The 19,255-nt window shown below is 69.2% G+C and carries 21 protein-coding genes; 8 read left to right on the top strand and 13 right to left on the bottom strand.

What is annotated here, in order from left to right; translation table 11 throughout:
- Positions 1-12 precede the first annotated feature (12 nt).
- Together J4H85_RS11290 and J4H85_RS11285 are read right to left on the bottom strand one after the other, a co-directional pair.
- Positions 13-855 (bottom strand): siderophore-interacting protein, encoded by an 843-nt coding sequence (locus J4H85_RS11290; protein ID WP_208239678.1) that lies wholly within the window; start codon positions 853-855, stop codon positions 13-15.
- Positions 856-911: 56 nt separating this feature from the next.
- Positions 912-1,388, bottom strand: a complete 477-nt coding sequence (locus J4H85_RS11285) for a MarR family winged helix-turn-helix transcriptional regulator (RefSeq protein WP_243893622.1) — start codon at positions 1,386-1,388, stop codon at positions 912-914.
- A gap of 112 nt (positions 1,389-1,500) precedes the next feature.
- On the opposite strand from J4H85_RS11285, the gene J4H85_RS11280 reads away from it, so the two are divergent.
- Both J4H85_RS11280 and J4H85_RS11275 read left to right on the top strand, forming a co-directional pair.
- Positions 1,501-2,568, top strand: coding sequence for an LLM class flavin-dependent oxidoreductase (locus J4H85_RS11280; protein WP_208239674.1), 1,068 nt, complete (start codon positions 1,501-1,503; stop codon positions 2,566-2,568).
- Positions 2,565-3,269: an NADPH-dependent F420 reductase gene (locus J4H85_RS11275; protein WP_208239672.1), complete on the top strand. Its 705-nt coding sequence runs from the start codon at positions 2,565-2,567 to the stop codon at positions 3,267-3,269. Before J4H85_RS11280 ends, J4H85_RS11275 begins: the two co-directional genes overlap by 4 nt.
- Here J4H85_RS11275 and J4H85_RS11270 read toward each other — a convergent pair.
- Both J4H85_RS11270 and J4H85_RS11265 read right to left on the bottom strand, forming a co-directional pair.
- Positions 3,200-4,699, bottom strand: coding sequence for an amidohydrolase (locus tag J4H85_RS11270; RefSeq protein ID WP_208239670.1), 1,500 nt, complete (start codon positions 4,697-4,699; stop codon positions 3,200-3,202). The genes J4H85_RS11275 and J4H85_RS11270 overlap by 70 nt on opposite strands.
- A 44-nt stretch (positions 4,700-4,743) precedes the next feature.
- On the bottom strand, positions 4,744-5,358 hold the full coding sequence (locus tag J4H85_RS11265; RefSeq protein WP_208239669.1) for a LysE/ArgO family amino acid transporter: 615 nt from the start codon (positions 5,356-5,358) through the stop codon (positions 4,744-4,746).
- 90 nt (positions 5,359-5,448) lie between these two features.
- Between J4H85_RS11265 and J4H85_RS11260 the strand changes: the two genes are divergently transcribed.
- Positions 5,449-6,333, top strand: a complete 885-nt coding sequence (locus J4H85_RS11260) for a LysR family transcriptional regulator ArgP (RefSeq protein ID WP_208239668.1) — start codon at positions 5,449-5,451, stop codon at positions 6,331-6,333.
- 26 nt (positions 6,334-6,359) lie between these two features.
- Here the strand turns inward: J4H85_RS11260 and J4H85_RS11255 are convergent, their stop codons facing one another.
- From J4H85_RS11255 to J4H85_RS11230, 6 genes are read right to left on the bottom strand one after another with little or no spacing between them, the layout of a single operon-like run.
- Positions 6,360-8,126, bottom strand: coding sequence for a sensor histidine kinase (locus J4H85_RS11255; protein ID WP_307863634.1), 1,767 nt, complete (start codon positions 8,124-8,126; stop codon positions 6,360-6,362).
- Entirely contained in the window at positions 8,123-8,290 is a 168-nt protein-coding gene (locus tag J4H85_RS11250; RefSeq protein WP_208240509.1) for a hypothetical protein, read from the bottom strand. Before J4H85_RS11250 ends, J4H85_RS11255 begins: the two co-directional genes overlap by 4 nt.
- Positions 8,287-9,774, bottom strand: a complete 1,488-nt coding sequence (locus J4H85_RS11245) for a glycosyltransferase family 2 protein (protein WP_208239667.1) — start codon at positions 9,772-9,774, stop codon at positions 8,287-8,289. The genes J4H85_RS11250 and J4H85_RS11245 overlap by 4 nt, the downstream gene beginning before the upstream one ends.
- Complete coding sequence (locus J4H85_RS11240; protein WP_208239666.1) at positions 9,771-10,490, bottom strand: PHP domain-containing protein; 720 nt, start codon at positions 10,488-10,490, stop codon at positions 9,771-9,773. The genes J4H85_RS11245 and J4H85_RS11240 overlap by 4 nt, the downstream gene beginning before the upstream one ends.
- Positions 10,487-11,476: an ATP-grasp domain-containing protein gene (locus J4H85_RS11235; RefSeq protein ID WP_208239665.1), complete on the bottom strand. Its 990-nt coding sequence runs from the start codon at positions 11,474-11,476 to the stop codon at positions 10,487-10,489. The genes J4H85_RS11240 and J4H85_RS11235 overlap by 4 nt, the downstream gene beginning before the upstream one ends.
- Positions 11,476-12,519, bottom strand: a complete 1,044-nt coding sequence (locus tag J4H85_RS11230) for a PIG-L deacetylase family protein (RefSeq protein ID WP_208239663.1) — start codon at positions 12,517-12,519, stop codon at positions 11,476-11,478. The genes J4H85_RS11235 and J4H85_RS11230 overlap by 1 nt, the downstream gene beginning before the upstream one ends.
- Positions 12,520-12,678: 159 nt before the next feature.
- On the opposite strand from J4H85_RS11230, the gene J4H85_RS11225 reads away from it, so the two are divergent.
- The 4 genes from J4H85_RS11225 to J4H85_RS11210 are packed head-to-tail and all read left to right on the top strand — an operon-like array spanning position 12,679 to position 15,335.
- Positions 12,679-13,428, top strand: coding sequence for an OBAP family protein (locus J4H85_RS11225; RefSeq protein WP_208239661.1), 750 nt, complete (start codon positions 12,679-12,681; stop codon positions 13,426-13,428).
- Between the two features lie 19 nt (positions 13,429-13,447).
- On the top strand, positions 13,448-14,539 hold the full coding sequence (locus J4H85_RS11220; RefSeq protein WP_208239659.1) for a hypothetical protein: 1,092 nt from the start codon (positions 13,448-13,450) through the stop codon (positions 14,537-14,539).
- A gap of 36 nt (positions 14,540-14,575) precedes the next feature.
- Complete coding sequence (locus tag J4H85_RS11215; protein ID WP_208239656.1) at positions 14,576-14,836, top strand: hypothetical protein; 261 nt, start codon at positions 14,576-14,578, stop codon at positions 14,834-14,836.
- A 4-nt stretch (positions 14,837-14,840) separates the two neighbouring features.
- Positions 14,841-15,335, top strand: a complete 495-nt coding sequence (locus J4H85_RS11210; RefSeq protein ID WP_208239654.1) for a hypothetical protein — start codon at positions 14,841-14,843, stop codon at positions 15,333-15,335.
- Positions 15,336-15,350: 15 nt separating this feature from the next.
- Here the strand turns inward: J4H85_RS11210 and J4H85_RS11205 are convergent, their stop codons facing one another.
- Positions 15,351-16,016, bottom strand: a complete 666-nt coding sequence (locus J4H85_RS11205) for a FadR/GntR family transcriptional regulator (RefSeq protein WP_208239652.1) — start codon at positions 16,014-16,016, stop codon at positions 15,351-15,353.
- Between the two features lie 163 nt (positions 16,017-16,179).
- Between J4H85_RS11205 and J4H85_RS11200 the strand changes: the two genes are divergently transcribed.
- Positions 16,180-17,229: an asparaginase domain-containing protein gene (locus J4H85_RS11200; RefSeq protein WP_208239650.1), complete on the top strand. Its 1,050-nt coding sequence runs from the start codon at positions 16,180-16,182 to the stop codon at positions 17,227-17,229.
- A 24-nt stretch (positions 17,230-17,253) separates the two neighbouring features.
- Here J4H85_RS11200 and ptsP read toward each other — a convergent pair whose 3' ends face one another.
- Both ptsP and J4H85_RS11190 read right to left on the bottom strand, forming a co-directional pair.
- Complete coding sequence (gene ptsP, locus J4H85_RS11195) at positions 17,254-18,975, bottom strand: phosphoenolpyruvate--protein phosphotransferase (protein WP_307863633.1); 1,722 nt, start codon at positions 18,973-18,975, stop codon at positions 17,254-17,256.
- The gene (locus J4H85_RS11190; RefSeq protein ID WP_208239648.1) at positions 18,972-19,241 is read right to left on the bottom strand and encodes an HPr family phosphocarrier protein; all 270 of its coding nucleotides are present in this window, start codon (positions 19,239-19,241) and stop codon (positions 18,972-18,974) included. The genes ptsP and J4H85_RS11190 overlap by 4 nt, the downstream gene beginning before the upstream one ends.
- Positions 19,242-19,255 lie beyond the last annotated feature (14 nt).

Below are 19,255 nucleotides of genomic sequence, written 5' to 3'. Positions count from 1 at the left end.
CGATCGCGTCGATCAGATCTCGCCGATGGGCTCGCGCTTCTCGGCCTGGAACGTGTCCTCGATGCGCCCGTGCGCCCAGTACGCGGAGAGCGACAACTGCGACCGGTCGAGTTCGCGCTCATCGGTGAAGTAGGGCCGGAGCGCTTTCATCGCCCCGCGCTCACCGTGCACGAACACCTGCACGGTGCCTGCGCGCCACGGCGTCTCGCGGACCGCGTCGACGAGGAGCGTGGTCGTCCCCGGTTCGCGCTCGCCGCGGTGGAGCCAGCGCACCTCGATGCCGTCGGGTGCATCGAGCTCGAGGTGATCGCGCTCGTCGCCGACCTCGATCAAAGCGACGCCCTGCGCGTCGCGGGGCATGGCTTCGAGCGCCGAGGCGATGGCGGGGAGAGCCGAGTCGTCACCACCGAGCAGGTGCCAGTCGGCGTTCGGGTCTGGGGCGTAGAGGCCGCCGATCCCCATAAGGACCACTGGGTCGCCCGGCTGCGCGCGATCCGCCCACGGACCGGCGACTCCGGCGTCGCCGTGAGTGACGAAGTCGATCCAGATGCGGTCGTTGTCGAGATCGAAGCGTCGCACCGTGTATGTGCGGATGGACGGCATGCGTTCGATCGGCAACTCGGCGCGGAGCGCCTCGAGATCGTAGGGCGGTGCGAGCGAGGTCTCCGGATGCGGGAACAGCATCTTGCTGTACGCGTCCGTGCGGCCGGTGTCCTCGATGGCGGAGATGCCGGGCCCGCCCGCGATGATGCGCACGAGATGCGGGGTCAGCTGGACACGCTCGATCACCTCGAGCACGATCTGCGGTCGACGCGGTCGACGGGCGGGTGCGGCTGCGCGAGGCGTTTGAGCCATGGGTCTCCTATTCATCGGATGATCTTCCCAGGCTATCCGCTCGGTCGGTCCCGATGTCAGGGGCGAACCGGATGTTCCGTGCTCAGATGGTCGTGCAGCGCGGTGGCGATGTCTCCGACGACGACGAGCTGATCGGGAGTGAGCGCGTCGACGAAGAGCGAGCGGATGGCCTCCAGGTGAGGGATCGTGCTGTCGCGGAATGCGCGACGACCGGCCTCGGTGAGGACCGCGATCGCACCGCGCGCATCGTCGGGGCAGGGTGCGCGGCGCACGAGGCCGCGTTTCTCCATGCGGCCGAGGTGCGCGGAGAGGCGGCTGCGCTCCCACAGGATATGTGCGGCCAGCTCGGACGAGCGCAGCTCGTGCGACTCGGCCTCCGAGAGGGCGAGCAGAATCTTGTAGTCGCCGCTGGAGAGGTCCGAATCCCGGTGCAACCGCGCGTCCACGCGCGCCCGCACGGCCTCGAAGCTCTCGAGATAGGCGCGCCAGACGGCGAGCTCTCGGCTGGTGGGCAGATGGCGCTGAGGTGTCATGGTGGCTTCCCTAGTGGTTGACATGTCAATCATATGGAGAGATACTTCACATGTCAATTACTTGGTGGAGCGCTGCGACGCACGCGTCCGCCCGCAAAGAGGGGAACGGCGCATGGACGCTTCGCGCATCGCATTCGGCATCGACAGTTTCGGCGAGCGGCCGCGAAACGCGCAGGGTGAGATCGTCTCGCAGGCCGAGGCGATCCGGATCGCCGTGTCCGAAGCCGTTCTGGCCGACGAGATCGGCATCGACGTCATCGCCCTCGGAGAGCACCACCGACCCGAGTACGCGATCTCGAGCCCGGAGACCGTGCTCGCGGGCATCGCCACGGCCACGAAGCGGATCCGGCTGGCGTCCGGCGTCACGGTGCTGTCATCGGACGACCCCGTCCGGGTGTTCCAGCGGTTCGCCACCGTCGACGCGCTCTCGCACGGACGCGCAGAAGTGATTCTCGGACGCGGATCGTTCACCGAGTCCTTCCCGCTCTTCGGGTACGACCTGAAAGACTACGATCTCCTGTTCGACGAGAAGATCGACCTGTTCCACCGGCTGCTCGACGAGCAGCCGGTCACCTGGGAAGGGTCGACGCGCCCCGCACTGCACCAGGCGGACGTCTACCCGAAGACCGAATCGGGTCGGCTCTCCACCTGGGTGGGTGTCGGCGGCACCCCGCAGTCGGTGATTCGGACCGCGAAGTACGGGTTCCGGCTCATGCTCGCGATCATCGGGGGCGCCCCCGACCGGTTCACGCCCTACGTGGACCTGTACCGCCGCGCCCACCAGCAACTCGGAACCGAGGCCGAGCCGATCGGCATGCACTCGCCCGGATTCGTCGCCGAGACGGATGAGGAAGCGAAAGAGCTGTTCTTCCCGGGGTACCGCGAGATCCACGATCGTATCGGAGCCCAGCGCGGGTGGCCGCGCCTGCAGCGCGGGCACTTCGACGCCGAGGTCGCCGGCGGATCGCTCTACGTCGGTTCGGTGGAGACCGTGGCGCAGAAGATGGCGCACGCGATCCGGGTGCTCGACGCCGGCAGATTCGACATGATCTACTCAGCGGCCGGCACCGTCGCAGCAGACGCGCGGCGCCGCTCCGTCGAGCTCTACGGCACGCAGGTGATCCCTCGGGTCCGCGAACTCCTCGCAGACGAGTCCGGCACGCGCGGCGGTGCCCGATGACCGTCGCATCCCGCACCATCGGCATCCTCGGAGCGGGCAAGCTCGGTACGGTGCTCGCGCGACTCGCGCTGGCCGCCGGGTACCGGGTGCTCATCGCCGGATCCGGGGATCCCGACCGGATCGCGCTCACCGTCGAGGTGCTCACACCCGGGGCGACCGCGGTGCGCGCCGCCGATGCGACCGCCGCCGACACGGTGATTCTCGCGCTCCCGCTCGGGCATCTCCGAGATCTCGACGCCGATGCGTTCGCCGGAAAACTCGTGCTCGACGCCATGAATCACTGGTGGGAGATCGACGGCGAGCGGGAAGACCTGCTGCCGGCCGAACGGTCGTCGAGCGAGTTCGTGCAGCAGCAGCTGCCCGGCGCACGGGTCGTGAAAGCGCTGAACCACATGGGCTATCACGACCTCGAAGACGGGGCGCGACCGGCCGGAGACCCCGACCGCCGCGCGATCGCCGTGGCCGGGGGTGCGGCATCCGATCGCGCGCGCGTCGCGGCCTTGGTCGATGAGCTCGGTTTCGATCCGCTCGACATCGGCGATCTCGTGGCCGGCGCGGCGCTCGAACCGGGCACCCCCGCGTTCGGCGCGAACGTCGGTCTCGCCGAACTGCGCGGTCTGGTGGGAGCGGTTCAGCGCGAGGAGTCGAACGCCGCGAACACCGGTGCGCCGCCCACGATGGTCGCTCCGACGCGCACGTGACGGGGGCGCGTCCGCAGCGGATCGTCATCGAGCAGCACCAGGTCGCCGAGCGCTCCGGAGCGCACCGGGCCGGCACCGTCGGTCGACGCGAACAGGGCCTGAGCCGGCGTGATGCGCTCCTCCGGGAACCAGGGCTTCTCGCCGTCCTCAGCCCGCCACACCGCGGCGTCGATGGCGAGCCACGGGTCGAGCGGTGAGACCGGCGCGTCCGAACCCAGAGCGAGGGGGACTCCGGCCGCCGTCAGGCTGCGCAGCATGAACGCCCGATCGGCGCGGTCGGCCCAGACCCGATCGGTGACGTCGCGGTCGTCGAGCAGGTGCGCGGGCTGCACGCTCGCCCGCAACCCGAGCGTCGCCATGCGGCCGATGTCTGCGCGTCGCATGAGCTGCGCGTGCTCGATGCTGCCGGTCGCACCCGTCGCGGCGAACGCCGAGAGCGCGTCGGACACCGCTCGGTCGCCGATAGCGTGCAGCGCGACCTCAAGGCCGGCGGCGTTCGCGGTCGCGAGCAGGTGCTCGAGCCGCGCGGGCGACACGTTCTGCTTGCCGCGCGGAAAGTCCGGGCTCGGCGCGTACGGCTCGCAGCAGTGCGCCGTCAGCGTGCCGAGCGAACCGTCCGAGATGATCTTGAGCGGACCGAGGGTGACCAGGCCGGCGAGGGTATCCCCGGTACGCATGCCCGATCGGAGCACTTCGTCGAGCGCCTCCTCGTAGAACCCGGCGCGCACCCGCAGACCGTTCAGGCCGGCGGCGATGCGCGACGGCCAGATGCGGTGGCTCGAGGCGAACTCGAAGTCCGTGATGCCGACGATGCCGCGGGCCGCGGCGCCGGACATCGCGCGCCGCACCTGGTCGTGCTCGGTCCTGGCGCCCTCCGGAAGCTCAGCGAGTCTCGTGATGACCGGGAACCAGTCGTTCTCGTCCAGAACTCCGGTGCGGTCCGGCAGTCCCAGCGCCCGCAGTGCGGCCGTGTTCATCCAACCGTTGTGCGCGTCGCCGCTGATGAGGATCACCGGTCTCGGCCCGGTCACCTCGTCGAGTGCGGCGACCGATGCCGGCTCCACCCAGAGCGATGCCCGGTACCCCATGCCGATGAGCACGCGATCCGGCTCGACGCCCGCGGCCCCGAGCGCGCCGATCGCCGGGGCCACGCGTCGCAGCACCTCGGCGGGCGAGGTCGTTCCGCTGAGATCGAGTCGGTCGGCGAACGCGGCCCACGTCGTCATATGGACGTGCTGATCCCAGAGGCCGGGGATCAGCCAGCGCCCGTCCGCCTCGAGCACGCGTTCGCCCGGCGACGGCGCGAGTGCACCGCCCGGGGCGACCTCGGTGACCACGCCGTCCGCCACGCGGACATCCGTCGGTCCGGGAGCTCCGGGGGAGGAGTGCTGCTCGACGATTCTGGCGCGGGTGATGAGCAGGTCGGCCATAGGCGCCAGTGTACCGACGCGCGATCACACGTGACGCACCCGCGTCATCCCGTGAAGAAGTCGTGCAGCAGCCGTGCGGCGATGACGAGCATGACGAGTGCGACCACCGCATCGAGCACGCGCCACGCCCCGGGTTTCGCGAACAGCGGGGTCAGCACCCGCGCCCCGTAACCGAGTGCGAAGAACCAGGCGATGCTGGCAAGGGCGCCCCCGGCGACGAACCACCAGCGTCCCGGGTCGCCCTGGGCGTTGCCGATGGATCCCATGAGCACCATGGTGTCGAGGTAGACGTGGGGGTTCAGGAAGGTGATCGCGAGGCAGGCGAGCACCGTGCGCCGCAGCGACACCGGCTCTCCCGGACCGGCGACGAGTGCAGAGGGCCGCATCGCGCGGCGCGCCGCGGTCGCCGCGTAGCCGACGAGGAACACGGCTCCGCCCCAGAGCACGACGTCGAGCACGAGGGGTGCCCGAGCGACGACGAAGCCGATCCCCGCCACGCCCGCGAACTCGAGCAAGGCATCGGTGAGCCCGCAGATGAGGACGACGGGCAGGACGTGCGTGCGCCCGATTCCCTGCCGGAGGACGAATGCGTTCTGGGCGCCGATCGCCACGATGAGCGAGAGGCCGCTGCCGGCGCCGATGAGGAATGGGGTGAGCACGCAGACGAGATTACGGTGGATCCGAGCGCCCCCACCACTTCAGCGTGCCTCAATCCTCTTCAGCACCATGAAACCTGCTTCACTGAAGATATGCAGTTGCCGATCGAGTATCTGAGCACGTTCACGGCCATCGTGCGCGAGGGGAGCTTCGAGGGGGCCGCGCGTGCCCTGCGGGTCACTCCCTCGGCGATCAGTCAGCGCGTGCGACTCATGGAGGAGCGCGTCGGATCCGTCCTGCTGCAGCGCAGCCGCCCCGTCGCCGTGACCGAGGCGGGTGCGGCGGTCTTGCGCGCGGCCCGTCAGGTGGACCGGGTCGTCGACGATGTCGCCCGCGAACTCGGTGAGGGATCGGCCCGCGGCGCCGTCGTCCCGATCGTGGTGAATGCCGACTCATTGGCGACCTGGTTCATGCCGGCACTCGCCAGCGCGGCGGAGCAGACCGGCGCGCGCTTCGAGGTGCTGCGTGCCGACGGGACGATCTCGACGGAGCAGTTGCGTCGCGGAGCCGCGATGGCCGCGGTCACCGCGACGCGCGCCGCCGTGCCCGGCTGTGCTTCGACGCGGCTCGGTCGCATGCGGTACCGGGCCGTCGCGACGCCCGAGTTCGTGGGCCGGTACTTCAGTGAGGGGGTCACACCGAGTGCGCTGGGTGCCGCCCCCATGCTCGAGTTCGATCGGCACGACGTGTTCCAGCAGCGCTTCGTCAAGCGCATTACGCGCGCGACGATCGATCCGCCCCGACACTTCGTGCCGTCCTCGACGGAGTTCGCCCGTGCGATCGAACTGGGCATGGGGTGGGGGATGCTGCCGTCGGCCCAGTGCGATGCGCATCTGGCGGATGGGCGGCTGGTGCAGCTGGGGACCGACTCCTCCGTGCTGCTCACGCTCTACTGGCAGCGGTGGAACCTCTCGTCTCCGGTGCTCGATGCGCTCTCCAGCATCATGCTGGAGACCGCCGCCGCGGCATTGGAGTAGCCGGCTCGCGATTGCGTCGGGACACGTCAGACCCGTGGCAGCCGGATGCGGAACTCGGTGCCTTCGCCCTCCGTGCTGGTGACGTCCATGGACCCGCCGTGGGCGAGCACGATCGCACGGGTGATGGTGAGGCCGAGGCCGACCCCCTGCACGGCATTGCGGGTCGCGGTCGAGGCGCGGAAGAACCGGGTGAAGAGTTGCCCCTGCTCATCGGCGGGGATGCCGACGCCGGTGTCGCGGACCGCGATGTGCACGCTCCGCGCGTCGTCGGTCACCGTCAGGGTGACCTCGCCGCCTGCAGGGGTGAACTTGATGGCGTTGGAGAGCAGGTTGTCGATCGCCTGACCCAGTCGGCCCGGGTCTGCCGACATCCGCACCGGCGGTTCGGGAACCTCGACGTGCAGCGCCACGCCCTGCCGGCCGGCGTGAGGGGTCGCGGACTCGGTCGCCGCTCGCACCAGGGCGACGATGTCGCTCTCCACGGGCTCCAGCGGGAAGCGCCCCGACTCGACCTGAGCGGTGAAGAGCAGGTCGCCGACGAGCGCGAGCAGACGCTGCGCATTCCGCTCGATGATGTCCACGAACGCGCCCTGCTCATCGGTGAGGGGCGTGTCGGGGTGATCGCGCAGCAGGTCGAGAAAACCGATGATCGAGCTGAGCGGCGTGCGCAGCTCGTGCGAGATCATGCCGACGAACTCGTCCTTCATCCGCACGACCTCGACGGTGCGGGTCTCGTCGGTGATCACGAGGAGGTAGCCGTGCTGGCGCCCGTCGCCCCCGATGCGGCGGGTCACCGTGAGTCGCGCGGGAACCTCGGATCCGTTCGCGGTGACGATCGGGATGTCGATCTCGACATGCTCACCGTCGTCGACCCGAGTGAACAGCACCTGCGCACCCGATTCGGCAGCATCCGCAGAGCCGACGGCACCGGCTGACCCGACGACCGCGCGATCGCACTCGCGATCATCGAGCACCGCCTGCAGCGATCGTGCGGGGAAGAGGTCCGCGAACCGCAGCCCCGCGAGCGCTTCGGCATCGGACCGTCCGAACAGGTGCTCGGCCCCGGGGTTCCACGCGGTGACCGCGCCCGCGGTGTCCACCGCGATCACCCCCTGCGAGGTGATGGAGCTCCACAGGCTCTCGAAGGAGGCGAGCAGCTCCCGGTTCTCGGATTCCTTGTCGCGCAGGCGCTGCACCATGGCCTGGTTCTCGGCCAGCGCCTGCGCCCGTTCGCTCGCGAGCGCCTCGGCCTGTTCGGTGCGCACGCGCTGCAGTCGCGAGAGTTCGTTGACGACGGCGGCGACCGTCGCGAAGACGAGCGGTGAGATCACGGCGCGGAACCAGTCGGCCGCGCTCGCCGGCGGATTCGCGATGAACGGCACCACGATGATCGAGGAGCTCAGGACTGCAATCAGGAGGACGTACCGGGGTCCCGGTCCCGTGGCCAGCCAGACCACGGGAATCATGACGAGCGCGCCATAGATCGACTGCGCACCGCCCGTGCCCGCCCGGAACAGACCGAACCCGACAATGTCGATCATCGGTATCAGGAAGATCCACGAACTGTCGAGGACACCGCGGACGCTGATGATCGCCGCGAAGACGGTCGCGATGACGATCAGTCCGATCCCGGTGAACGCCACGCGCTCGGAGGAGAAGTCGATGTCGGGCACGAATGACGTGAGGATCACCGCGAGCAGCAGCGCGAGGAACGTCGGCATCTGCTTGAGCAGTGGCGTGGGCCGGTCCACGAGCCGGAGCCACCGGCCCTCGGGAGGGGAGTCGCTCGTCACAGGAAGAACCCCCGCAGTACCACGATCCCGGCGACGACGACGAGTGCGATGAGCGCCTGCGGCACGAGACGCCACTCGCGACGGCGATCCGCAGCGATCTCGAGCGTCTCATCGATCGCTGCGGGCTCCCCGGACTCGGGTGCCGCGTGCCTGCCCGCGCTCATGAGACCACCCTCCCGACCTTCTCGGTCTTCACCCAGGTCGCGTCGGCGCGCCGCCACTCCTTGATGTACGAGTCCACGGTGATCGCGCAGAGCAGCGATCCGTACCCGAAGACGTAGATGCAGAGACCCGCGAGGAACCTGCCTCCCGGCAGACGTTCGAGACCGCGCGCGGCCCAGGCGCCGAGCAGCGAGATCGGTCCCCAGAGATAGAGGATCGCGCTCACGACGAAGCGGTCGCGCGGGGTGAGCGCGCCGATCCAGTCCACGAGCAGCGTCTCGAAGACGCTCGGGAAGATCGCGATCGCCATGAGCACCATCGCTCCGACCCCGGGGAACAGGAGCGCCTCCCGCCACGAGCTGCGACCCGTGCGTCCGTCGAGCTGGACGGCGAAGAGGATCGAATAGAGATAGGTGCACGCCGCCAGGATCCACATGAACCGGAAGACGGGTTCGGCGAGCTCGCTGTGCAGGATCAAAAGGGTGATGAGTCCGCCTGCCGCGAGCAGCATGAACGCGGGGAGCAACAGGATGCTGAACCAGCTGAGACCGAACGACAGACTCCCGAGGCGGTGCGTCCGGCTCGGCCTGAACCACAGTTTGCGATAGATCGAGGTGAGCTGCACATTGCCGCGCGCCCATCGCAACCGCTGCTTCCAGAGCGCATCGACCGTTCTCGGCTCTTCGGCGAGCACGACGGCGTGCGGTTCGAACACCATGCGTCGCCCGCGCAGCTGCCCCTCGAACGTGGTCATGGTGTCCTCGGCCAGGGTGCCCGTCGGAATGCGGCCGCCGATCGCCTCGAGGTTGGCCCGCGAGTGGAGTTGCGCTCCGCCCGCGAGACAGGCGACCGCTCCTAGCACGTTCTGCGTGCGGCGCGAACCGAGCTGCGACAGCGCGTACTCCATACCGATGAAGCGGGTCAGGTAATTGCGGTCGTGACTGCCCTCGGCGATGTACGCCGTGACGGCGCCCACGCCCGCGTCGGCGAGGTGGCGCGTCATCTTGCGGAGGGAATCGCGTGCGAAGATCACGTCGGCGTCCATGATGAGCACGGCTTCGGCCCACTCATCGGCGAGGATGCGCGAGATACCGTGATTCAGGGTGTGCGCCTTGCCCTCGCCCCCGACCTCGCGACGCAGGTGCACGACGCGGCCGGGGTGCTCGGCCGCGCGCCGCAGCACCTCATCGGGAGTGTGATCCGTCGACGCATCGTCCACGACGTAGATCCGGAGCCGCTCCGCGGGATACTCGAGACTCAGCATCCGCTCGATCGATGCGCCGATGACGAGTCCTTCGTTCCATGCGGGAACGATGACGGCGACATTCGGCGCATACGGTGCCGCGTGCCGGTAGTGGTTCTTCAGGGCGTGGAACGGGAGCACCACGAACTGGAAGAGCGTGTTGAACACCGGGGTCGTCCCGACGAGCACGCACGCGAGCAGAAAGACGACGACGCCGATCTCGAAGCCGGAGAGTTCGTTCATGATCGCTCGTCGGCGTCGTGCAGCAGGGCGCGCACGCGGTCGTAGCGTCCGATATCGGTGGCGACGTGACTGTCGGTCGAAGCGACGAGCGTGACCCCGGCCCGCCTCAGCGCCCGCAGCGTCGGGGGTTCGGGGCATCCCCACTTCTCGTTGACCTCGACGAGCGTATCGGTGCGCGCCGCAGTCGCGGACCACGCGGCGAGGCGCTCGCCGCCGAGGTCGGTCTCGTCGAGCCCGACCTTCGGCAGGATCGAGAAGCAGTGTGCGAGCTGATTGCCCGGGTATCGCTCCATGGCGGCGATGAGCGCCTCCACCAGCGCGTCCAGGGCGTCCTCGCCCGCCCATCCGTCGGCGAGCCGCTCGCGGACGGCCGTGGGACCGAGCGGTCCCTCCGGTGTCGGGAACTGGTGGTCGGCGATGAGGATCCGGTCGATGCCCGCGGGAAGCGGGGGAGCGTCGAGGCGACCCGCCGTGTCGAGGATCTTCGCCTCGACCCCGGTGACGACGGTCAGGCCGTCCGGGACCTCGAGGGCGGAGACCGCGGCGACGAACTCGGGCACCCACGCGGTGCTGATACGCACGTGGTCGACGAGGCGCAGCGTATCGAGGCCGGCCGCGTGCGCCGCTGCCACGTTCTCGGCGAGCGTCGAGACGGCGTCGTCGGAGAACGTCGAGTGGACGTGGTGATCGCCGCGCAGCAGCGCCGTGGTGCTCATGCGTCGTCCAGGTGCCCGGCGTGGGGCGATTCGAGCACGTCGGCGACATCGACGATGACGTCTTCCAGGAATCGCACCGAGGCGATCTCCCGGAAGTCGATGCGGTCGGGAATCGGGCGGCCGAGGAACAGGTCGACGACCAGCGAGGGAACATCGACGCCCGCCGCGATCGTGAGCGGGAGTGCGCCGGGGAAGCGGGGGTTGACCTCGAGCAGCATGGCTCGGCCCGCGCGGTCGCGGCGCAGCTGCACATTGGCGACGCCGACGAGTCCGATGGCGCGAGCCACGGCGGCGGCGGTCTCCTCCAGTTCGGGATCGCGCACCGTGCGTCCGGCGATCGATACCCCCGAGTCGACCCGGGCACGCGTGCGCGGCACGGCGGCCACCACTGATCCGTCGGCATCCGCGATGACGTCGACGGAGTATTCTTCTCCCGGCAGGAGATCCTGCACGATGAGGCCGGCGTCGGTCGGCAGCGCCTCGAGCGCGGCTCGATCGTCCACCCGCCTGATCCCGCGGCTGCCCGCGCCCTGCCTGGGTTTCGCGAAGACCGGGAACTCCCAGTCCACCGCCAGTGCTTCGGGTCCGGCGAGCACGGTGCGGGGTGCGCGGTGCGTGTCGGCGCAGCGCTCGGCGAGGGCGAGTTTGTCGAGCGAGACGGCGAGCGTGTCGGCGGAGGGTGCGGCGAGCACGGCGGGCACGAGTTCGTCGCGGCGGTCGGCGAGCGCCAGCAGCTCGACGTCGACCGTCGAGATCACCAGGTCGAGCGCGTCTTCCGCGACGAAGCGCGCCACCGTGGTGACGAAACCCGGATCTCTGCCCGGCGGCAGCAGGCGTCGCTGCGGTGCGGGCACGAGATAGAGTCCGCTCGCCCAGCCGTCCATGTCGGCGGCGAAGACGGTCACGTCGCCGCGCTGCAGCAGGGACCGGATGACCGCGACACCCGCCGGTCCGCCGGCGCCGGTCACGAGTACGCGTGCAGTCATCAGGTCTCCAGTCGGTGGTGTTCGAACGCGCGGGCCGGTTCTGAGCTTTCGCGCACGACTTCGAGGGGCTCGACCGCGGTGCCGCCGCCGAACCGGGTCCAGTAGCGCGCGGTGGCGCTGACGAAATCGGGGTCGAGGTAGTCGCGGCTCGCGGTCTGCGAGTCGAAGCAGCGCAGCAGGTCCAGCTTGCGCTCCAGGAACCGCTCGATGCGCACGAACTTCGTCGGACGGTAATCGATGGTCGCCGAGGGGCTCTGGTAGCAGGACACGCTGGCGACGCGGCGGGTCGCGACCACGGTGGCCTCGCTCACCGCACGGTGATCCTGATGCCGATCGTGGATCGAGTGGGTGTAGACGATCGTCGGTTCGACTTCCCGGACCACCTCTTCGATCAGACGCACCGTCGGGCCGCCGCTCGGGATCTCGGTATCGATGAGGTCTTTCAGGAACAGCCGGGCGCCGAGCAGCTCCGCTGCGGCGAGCGATTCGTGCTGGCGGCTTTCGGCGTCGCCGCCGCGGGCGCCGCGGGTCAGGGTGAGGATGGTGATCGCGTCTCCGGCCGCGGCGTGCGCGGCGAGGATCCCTCCGGCGCCGAGCTCGACGTCGTCGGGGTGAGCGCCGATCGCGAGCACGACCTCTCGCTGAGATTCGGTCGAGCGGCGGTCGCGATGCTCGGCGGCGAGCCGGGTGACGGTGTCGACGAGTCGCGTCGCGTCGAGCGGTTTCGTCAAGAACTCGTCGGCCTGCGCTCGCAGCGCTGACACCGCGTAGTCGACTGAGACGTGAGCCGTCATCACGACCACCGGAACGTCGCGAGCGCGGACGCGGAGCTGCTCGATCAGTTCGAGCCCGCTGATGCCCGGCATCTCGATGTCGGTGACGACCACGTCGGGCATCCGCGCGGTGACGAGCTCGAGCGCGGTCTCACCGTCTTCAGCGACATCAACGGTGCAACCCGCCCGTCGCTCGAGCAGCATGCGCACGAGGAGCGCGACATCCGGATCATCATCGACGACCAGGACGTGCGGTTCGACTTCCGACATCTGTGGCGTCCTCCTTGCAGTCCGCTCGGATAGACGAGTGGACGAGCCTCATAGGCTTCCCCCAGCCCATTCATGTGAAGTATACGGTGCGCGAGCGATCCCTGGCGGTGAAGATGCAGGGGGGTTTCGTGATGTCGGCACCGACCCGAGGTTGGCCGCATGACACCGCAGCGGACGACGACGATCGGCACGGCCTTCGCACTGGGAGCCGCGGTGGGAGCCGCGGCAGTGGCCGGAAGGACTCTCGCGACTCTGGTGCGCGCAAGCGCCGGACACCCGTGGCGCCACCGCGTGCTCGATCTGGCGTCGAAGGTCCTGCAGCGCAAGTTTCCGGTCGAGGCGATGAGCACCTATCTCGACGGTATTCACATGTATGCCGATGAGACCGGACGTCAGGTGGAGGCGGCGCACTTCTGCACGCACCTCGAGCACGACTTTCATCAGTGCGTCATCTTCGACCGGAATGGCCCGGGGGCGCGCTTGATCGGTATCGAATACATCATCAGTGCGGAGCGGTTCCGCACGCTGCCCACCGAAGAGCATCGGCTCTGGCACAGTCACGACTACGAGGTCACATCGGGGTTGCTCACCGCCCCAGGCGTGCCCGGAGTCGCCGAACGCGCATACTTCCGCGACCTGGTGAGCACCTACGGCAAAACCTTCCATACGTGGGAGGTCGACCGTGACGACTTCCCGTACGGTCTCCCGAAGCTCATGATGGGGTTCACCGCCGATGGGCAAGCGCGCGACGAGTTGATCGCGGCGCGCGATCGTCGCATCGGGGTGTCGACGGAGAAGAATCGGAGACGGCGTCGCCGTATATCCGCACCCGAGGTGGTCCCTGGGGCGAACTCCTGGGAGAGCGGTCGGGTGGTGCAGGTCGGTGCGCGCGAGGTCGATGTCTCGTGATGCGCTTCGGAGGGACGAGGTGAGCGCGCCGTCGGCGTCGGTCGGCCTCATGGTCGATCCCGGCCTGTCGCGACGTACCGCTTTGGCGATCGCCAACGACCTGCGGCATGATCTCGAACAGCACATCGACGCCGCAACCAACTGGAGTATCGACGTCAGCGACGAGACGCTTCCCCTCACCGCCGATGGTGACATCGCGCTCATGGACCGCGCTGCGGAACTCCGCGAGCGCCACGAAGGGGACTACATCGTCTACCTCACCGAGCTGCCGCGTTACCAACGACGGAAGCCGTTGCTGTGCGAGGTCAGCGATGCTCAGGCGGCCGCACTGGTGTCGCTCACCTCACTCGGAGCACTGGGGCTCCGGAGGAAGACCCGAGGCGTGCTGCTCGCCGTGATCGAGACGATGGTGGGCGGTCTCGACCGAATCGATCTCGGGGAGCAGGTCCGTTCGACCGTGCGGGTGCGTGGCGCCAAGCAGGTGAACACGCGCACTCGGAATGACACGGTCGATGTGATTCTCACCGGCGCGGGAAGTCAGATGAGGTTGCTGTCGGGAATGGTCCGCAGCAATCGACCTGGAAGTATGCTTCCCGCGATGTCCGCCGCGGTCACTGCCGCGGTCGCCACCGGCGCATTCGGCATCTCCTACGGCTCGATCTGGAATCTCTCTGAGGCCCTCAGCCCGACGCGTCATCTCATGATCGGTGCGGTCGTCATGTGTGCGCTCAGTTCGTGGCTCATCTACCGGAACGGTCTCTGGAATCGGGCTTCGGCACGGATGCATCCCTGGCGGAGCGGACTGGACAACATCACGACGATCATCATGGTCACTACCAGTGTCGTGCTGATGTATCTGCTCGTCGCGACAGTGCTGTTCTGCGTCAGTCTCGCGGTGATCGATGCGAGCTACCTCGAGGCGGAGATCGGACGCACGGTGAGCCTGGCGGACTACGCCTGGCTGTCCTGGTTGTCGGCATCGCTCGGCGCGATGGCGGGCGCGCTGGGATCCAATTTCGACAGCAATGAGCAGATTCGCGCGGCGACGTTCAGTAAACGGGAATGGGAGCGGAGAAAACTGGATCGCGACGCCTGGCCGAATGCTGACTGATCGCAACTTCCGGGACGCTCCGGGTAGTGTCGTTGCATGAGCACATCATCTGAACTCACCCCGAAGTCGGGACCGCTCTCGTCGATCGCGCAGGATTGGCGAAAGGTGCTCGCGCTCGGCGTCCTCACCGTCGCGACCCTCGGCGTCGCCCTCGTCGCGCTGCGCTTCGCCGGCGCTTTGCTGCGCATGATCGCCGGCCTCGCGCTCGCCATCGGCGGCCTGGCAGGCACGATTCTCGCGCTGCAGCGCTTCGGCGGACGGATCTTCGGCCGCCGCAGGAGCGACCGGAACGCGTAGACCGGTGCGTATCCGAACGCAGTTCGCGGTCGCGTGCTCCGCGAACACCGCGTGGGAGGCGGTCCACTCGCCTGCGGTGGCCGCCGGACTCTATGCGCCGTTGCTCGTGATGAGCCCGGAGTTGCGCTTCCCCGAACGGTTCACCACGGGGGACCGCATCCGCGTGCGGTTGCGACTCTGGGGCGTCGTGCCGCTCGGTTCGCAGCGTATCGTGATCGAGGACTCCGCGGGTGAGGACGGTACCGCGGGCGGGCGCACCATGCACGACGTCGGCAGGCCTCTGACGGGGCCGCTGGCACTGCTCGCCGGGTGGCACCACCGCATCACGATCCTGCCGGTCACGGCGAGAGGGGCGATCTGGCGCGACGAACTCACGATCTCGGGTGCCTTCGCGCCGTTGTGCTGGCCCGTGTTCGCAGTGATGTGGCGCTGGAGACGCGCCAAGCTGGAGCGTCTCGCGCGATCCTGGGAAGCGCGCCCCTCCCGGCTCACACCCTGAACCGCCCGTGAGATCTTAGCGAGAGGCGCGCACCGCCGCCGCGACACCGTCGATGTGGCGTCTCGCGGCGCGCTCCGCCCGGTCGCGGTCCCCGGCCTCGATCGCGGCGAGGATGTCGGCGTGCTCGGCGTCGGAGTCGTGCTGGCGAGCCTGGGTGATGTTCAGGAACTCGGACTGGGGGTCGAGGGCACGGCGCATCGAGGCGCTGATGCTCATCAGCACCGAGTTCCGGCTCGCTTCGGCGACCAGGGTGTGGAAGTCGTGATCCAGCCGCACCCACTCGTGGATCGCGGTCGTGCTGCGCATGCGCGCGAGGAGCTTGCGCATGCGATCCACTTCTTCGGACGTGCGGCGCTCGGCCGCGTGGCCCGCGGTCGGCACTTCGATGTGGATTCGGGCTTCCATGAGATCGTCGGGGTCGTAGCCGCCGAACTCCGCCGCGCCGGTCGGCGTCTTCGACACCACGAAGGTGCCGCTACCGCTCCGGGTCTCGGTGAGACCGAGTGTGGAGCACGCGTGCAGCGCTTCTCGGATCACGGAACGACTGACCGCGAACTGTTTGGCGAGACTGATCTCCCCAGGAAGACGGTCGCCCAGTGTCGTCGATTCATCATCGATGAGATCGCGAATCGCGCGGAATGCCGCCTCGGTCGCGCTCACGCGGTGTACGGGGGAGTGCATCTGAGGCCTTTCTCGGGTGCGTTGCGGTGGCGCGGGAGGGGTTCGACGCGGGTCGCGCGCAGAGTCTCCGAGAACAGACTATTGAGATTTGCATCGAATCCGGTAACCTGTCAGACAGCCGGACAGATCCGTCGGGGGTGCGCCGGAGACGCTGGGAGAACCGTTGCCCGAGATCCAGTCCGGTCGAGGGGAGCCTCGTCTCCTCCTCGTGTACTGCGGTGGAACCTTCGGCATGCGGTCCTCGGACGCGGGTCTCGTGGTCGGCGAGGACCTCGAGTCTGAGCTCACCGCGCTCATGCGTGCTGCGAGCCTGCGGCGAGGTGCTCCGTTCGCGTGGGCGCTCGCCATGCCGGATCGCATCATCGACAGTGCCGCCGCCGACCACGGAACAGCACTCGAGATCGCGGATCTCATTCGTGATCGATGCCGCGAGGCCGAGCAGCAGGAGCGCCCGTTCGACGGCGCGGTCGTCGTGCACGGTACGGACACGCTCGCTCACAGCGCGGCCCAGACTGCCTTCGCGCTCGCCGACCTGACGATTTCGATCGTGTTCACCGGAGCACAGCGTCCGCTCGGCGTCGACGGCACGGATGCCGAGCGCAACTTCATGGATGCGTGCGACGCGGCGCTCGACCGTGTCGGGTCCGGAGTCAGCATCGCCTTCGGCGGCAGGGTGCTCCCCGCAGTGCGTGCGGTGAAGCGCTCGAGTGAACGCGATGACGCATTCGCGGCTCGACGGCCGCTCGAATCGGCGTCGGCTGCGCTGCCGGCCGAGACGCGGGCCGCGATCGCCGGCGCGGCCGGCGCACCGGGGCCACAGGTCGGCATGCTCACCGCCGTCCCGGGGCTGCCGAGCACCCTGATGCGGGCGGCGCTCGAGGCATTCCCCGACGGTCTGGTGCTCGAGTGCTACGGGGCGGGCACCGCGCCGTTCGCCACTTCCGAAACGCTCGCGGTGCTCCGCGATGCTGCCGAGCGCGGCACGCCGATCCTCGCCGTCACCCGCTGCGAGGATGGCGCAGTCGATCTGCCCAGGTACGCGGTCGGCGCCGCGCTGCACGAGATCGGGGTGATCGGCGGTGCCGACCTCACCGCGGAAGCAGCCATCGCGAAGCTCCGGGCACTGCGTCGCGCCGGCTACTCGGGCGAGCGCTTGCGTGCGCTGCTCCAGCGGAATCTGATCGGCGAGCAGCGCGCTCTCGATGCATCCTGATCGAGCTGCTCGTGACCGGGTGCCTCAGAGCAGTTCGGCGACCTCGGGAGCAGCCGCGGCGCGCACAGCCTGGCGCGCGTCTTCGGGGGACTCCGCCGCCAGCGCTTCCTTCGCCAGGACCTCGCACTGCTCCAGGGTATGGCTGCGGAGCGCGAGGCGCACCGCCCGGACCTTACCGGTCGCCATCGAGAGACTCGTCACGCCCAATCCGACCAGCACCAGCGCCAGGAACGGGTCGCCCGCGGACTCGCCGCAGACGCCGAGCGGCTTGCCCGCCTCGCGAGCTCCGGTCGCGGCCGCCGCGATGACGTCGAGCACCGCGGGCTGCCAGGGGTCGAGCAGCTCCGACAGCTCGCCCTCCATACGGTCGGCCGCCATCGTGTACTGCGCGAGGTCGTTCGTTCCGAGGCTGCCGAAATCGACGGATGCGAGCACCTGTGCAGCGCGCAGCGCCGCTCCGGGAACCTCGATCATGACGCCGGATGATGGCAGGCCGTTCGCGCGCACCTGTTCGGCGAACCAGCGCGCCTCCGCTGCGGTGGCGACCATGGGTGCCATCACGCGAACATCGGCTCCGGTCGCCTCGGCCGCGGCGGCGAGGGCTTCGAGCTGCGTCGCGAGGATCTCGGGTCGCGCCTGAGAGAGACGCAGTCCGCGTCGGCCGAGCGCCGGGTTGTCCTCGGCTCCCAGGTCCGCGAACGCCAGCGGCTTATCGGCACCGGCGTCGAGCGTGCGCACGACGACACGGCGGTCGCCGAAGGGCGCGAAGACCTGCCGGTAGATCTCGGTCTGCTCCTCGACCGTCGGCTCCTGATCCGCCGACAGGAAGACGAACTCGGTGCGGAACAGGCCGACGCCCTCGAGGTCTTCGGCTCCGGCGAGTTCGGCGTCGTGCACGCCGCCGATGTTGGCGAGCAGCGCGACGTGGTGCCCGTCGGCCGTCGCACCGGGTCCGGTGACATCGGCGAGGGCTTCCGCGAGACGCGCGCGACGTTCGCGCTGCGCCTCGACGAACGCGGGGTCGGGATTCACCGTCACGGCACCCGACCCGCCGTCGAGCGCGACGGGGGTCCCCGTCGGAATCTCCGTTGCCCCGGCGAGCTGCACGACGGCGGGAATGCCCATCTGCGCGGCGAGGATCGCCGTGTGGCTCGTGAGTCCGCCCGCACGCGTGATGATGCCGAGCACGAGCGACCGGTCGAGCGTCGCCGTCTCCGCCGGCGCGAGGTCTTCGGCGACGACGATGCTCGGTTCGGTGAAGTCGGGCACACCGGGTGCCGGCTCGCCCAGCACCGCGGCGATCGCACGCGATCCGACGTCGCGCAGGTCCGTGACCCGTTCGGCGAAGTACCCGCCGAGCGCCGCGAACTGCTCCGCGAACTCGTCGATGGACTGCGCGATGGCGTTCGCCGGCCCGAGACCGGCGGAAAGGTGCTTCGTAACGGCGCGGTGCAGCGAACGATCGCGGGCGATCATCGCCGTGGCCTTCAAGATGTCGCGTGCCGATGCGTCGGCTTGCGCGGCCTTCGCGTCAAGTGACTCGGCGACCTGCATGAAACCGGCGATCGCCTGCTCCGCAGCGGCTGCGGGGTCGGCTGCCGCCGGTTCGTCTCGCGGGGGTCCGACCGGCGACGCCACCTGCACCACGGGTCCGTAGGCAGAGCCCGGGCTCACCCCGATGCCGTGTCGCTCCTCGGCGGTCTGCCCTCCGCCGGGAACGCCGGTGTCGTCGCCGGCCGAACTCACTGCGCGTCCAGATCCGTGGCGAGCAGCTCCGCCAGTCGATCGAGCACGGCATCCGCGTCGTCGCCCTCGGCCGACAGCACGACCTCTTCGCCGTGCTTGGCGCCGAGCGCCATCACGCCGAGGATGCTGCCGGCGTCGACCGCGGCCTCACCCGGCCTGCCGATTTCGACATCGAGCCCCGAGTCGCCGACGGCTTCGACGAACAGCGAAGCGGGTCGGGCGTGCAGGCCGACGGACGAAGCGATGGTCACGGAACGAGTTGCCATGGTGTCTCCTTGGT

The sequence above is a fragment of the Leucobacter tardus genome (assembly GCF_017583045.1).
GTDB lineage: Bacteria > Actinomycetota > Actinomycetes > Actinomycetales > Microbacteriaceae > Leucobacter > Leucobacter tardus.
The sequence above is the reverse complement of the archived record's forward strand: the minus strand, read 5'-3'. Positions and strand labels throughout refer to the sequence as shown.

Bases quoted from the DNA above. Each gene is read 5' to 3' on its own strand.
- J4H85_RS11290 (WP_208239678.1), bottom strand. From the start codon at position 855: ATGGCTCAAACGCCTCGCGCAGCCGCACCCGCCCGTCGACCGCGTCGA.
- J4H85_RS11285 (WP_243893622.1), bottom strand. From the start codon at position 1,388: ATGACACCTCAGCGCCATCTGCCCACCAGCCGAGAGCTCGCCGTCTGG.
- J4H85_RS11280 (WP_208239674.1), top strand. From the start codon at position 1,501: ATGGACGCTTCGCGCATCGCATTCGGCATCGACAGTTTCGGCGAGCGG.
- J4H85_RS11275 (WP_208239672.1), top strand. From the start codon at position 2,565: ATGACCGTCGCATCCCGCACCATCGGCATCCTCGGAGCGGGCAAGCTC.
- J4H85_RS11270 (WP_208239670.1), bottom strand. From the start codon at position 4,699: ATGGCCGACCTGCTCATCACCCGCGCCAGAATCGTCGAGCAGCACTCC.
- J4H85_RS11260 (WP_208239668.1), top strand. From the start codon at position 5,449: ATGCAGTTGCCGATCGAGTATCTGAGCACGTTCACGGCCATCGTGCGC.
- J4H85_RS11250 (WP_208240509.1), bottom strand. From the start codon at position 8,290: ATGAGCGCGGGCAGGCACGCGGCACCCGAGTCCGGGGAGCCCGCAGCG.
- J4H85_RS11245 (WP_208239667.1), bottom strand. From the start codon at position 9,774: ATGAACGAACTCTCCGGCTTCGAGATCGGCGTCGTCGTCTTTCTGCTC.
- J4H85_RS11240 (WP_208239666.1), bottom strand. From the start codon at position 10,490: ATGAGCACCACGGCGCTGCTGCGCGGCGATCACCACGTCCACTCGACG.
- J4H85_RS11235 (WP_208239665.1), bottom strand. From the start codon at position 11,476: ATGACTGCACGCGTACTCGTGACCGGCGCCGGCGGACCGGCGGGTGTC.
- J4H85_RS11230 (WP_208239663.1), bottom strand. From the start codon at position 12,519: ATGTCGGAAGTCGAACCGCACGTCCTGGTCGTCGATGATGATCCGGAT.
- J4H85_RS11225 (WP_208239661.1), top strand. From the start codon at position 12,679: ATGACACCGCAGCGGACGACGACGATCGGCACGGCCTTCGCACTGGGA.
- J4H85_RS11215 (WP_208239656.1), top strand. From the start codon at position 14,576: ATGAGCACATCATCTGAACTCACCCCGAAGTCGGGACCGCTCTCGTCG.
- J4H85_RS11205 (WP_208239652.1), bottom strand. From the start codon at position 16,016: ATGCACTCCCCCGTACACCGCGTGAGCGCGACCGAGGCGGCATTCCGC.
- J4H85_RS11190 (WP_208239648.1), bottom strand. From the start codon at position 19,241: ATGGCAACTCGTTCCGTGACCATCGCTTCGTCCGTCGGCCTGCACGCC.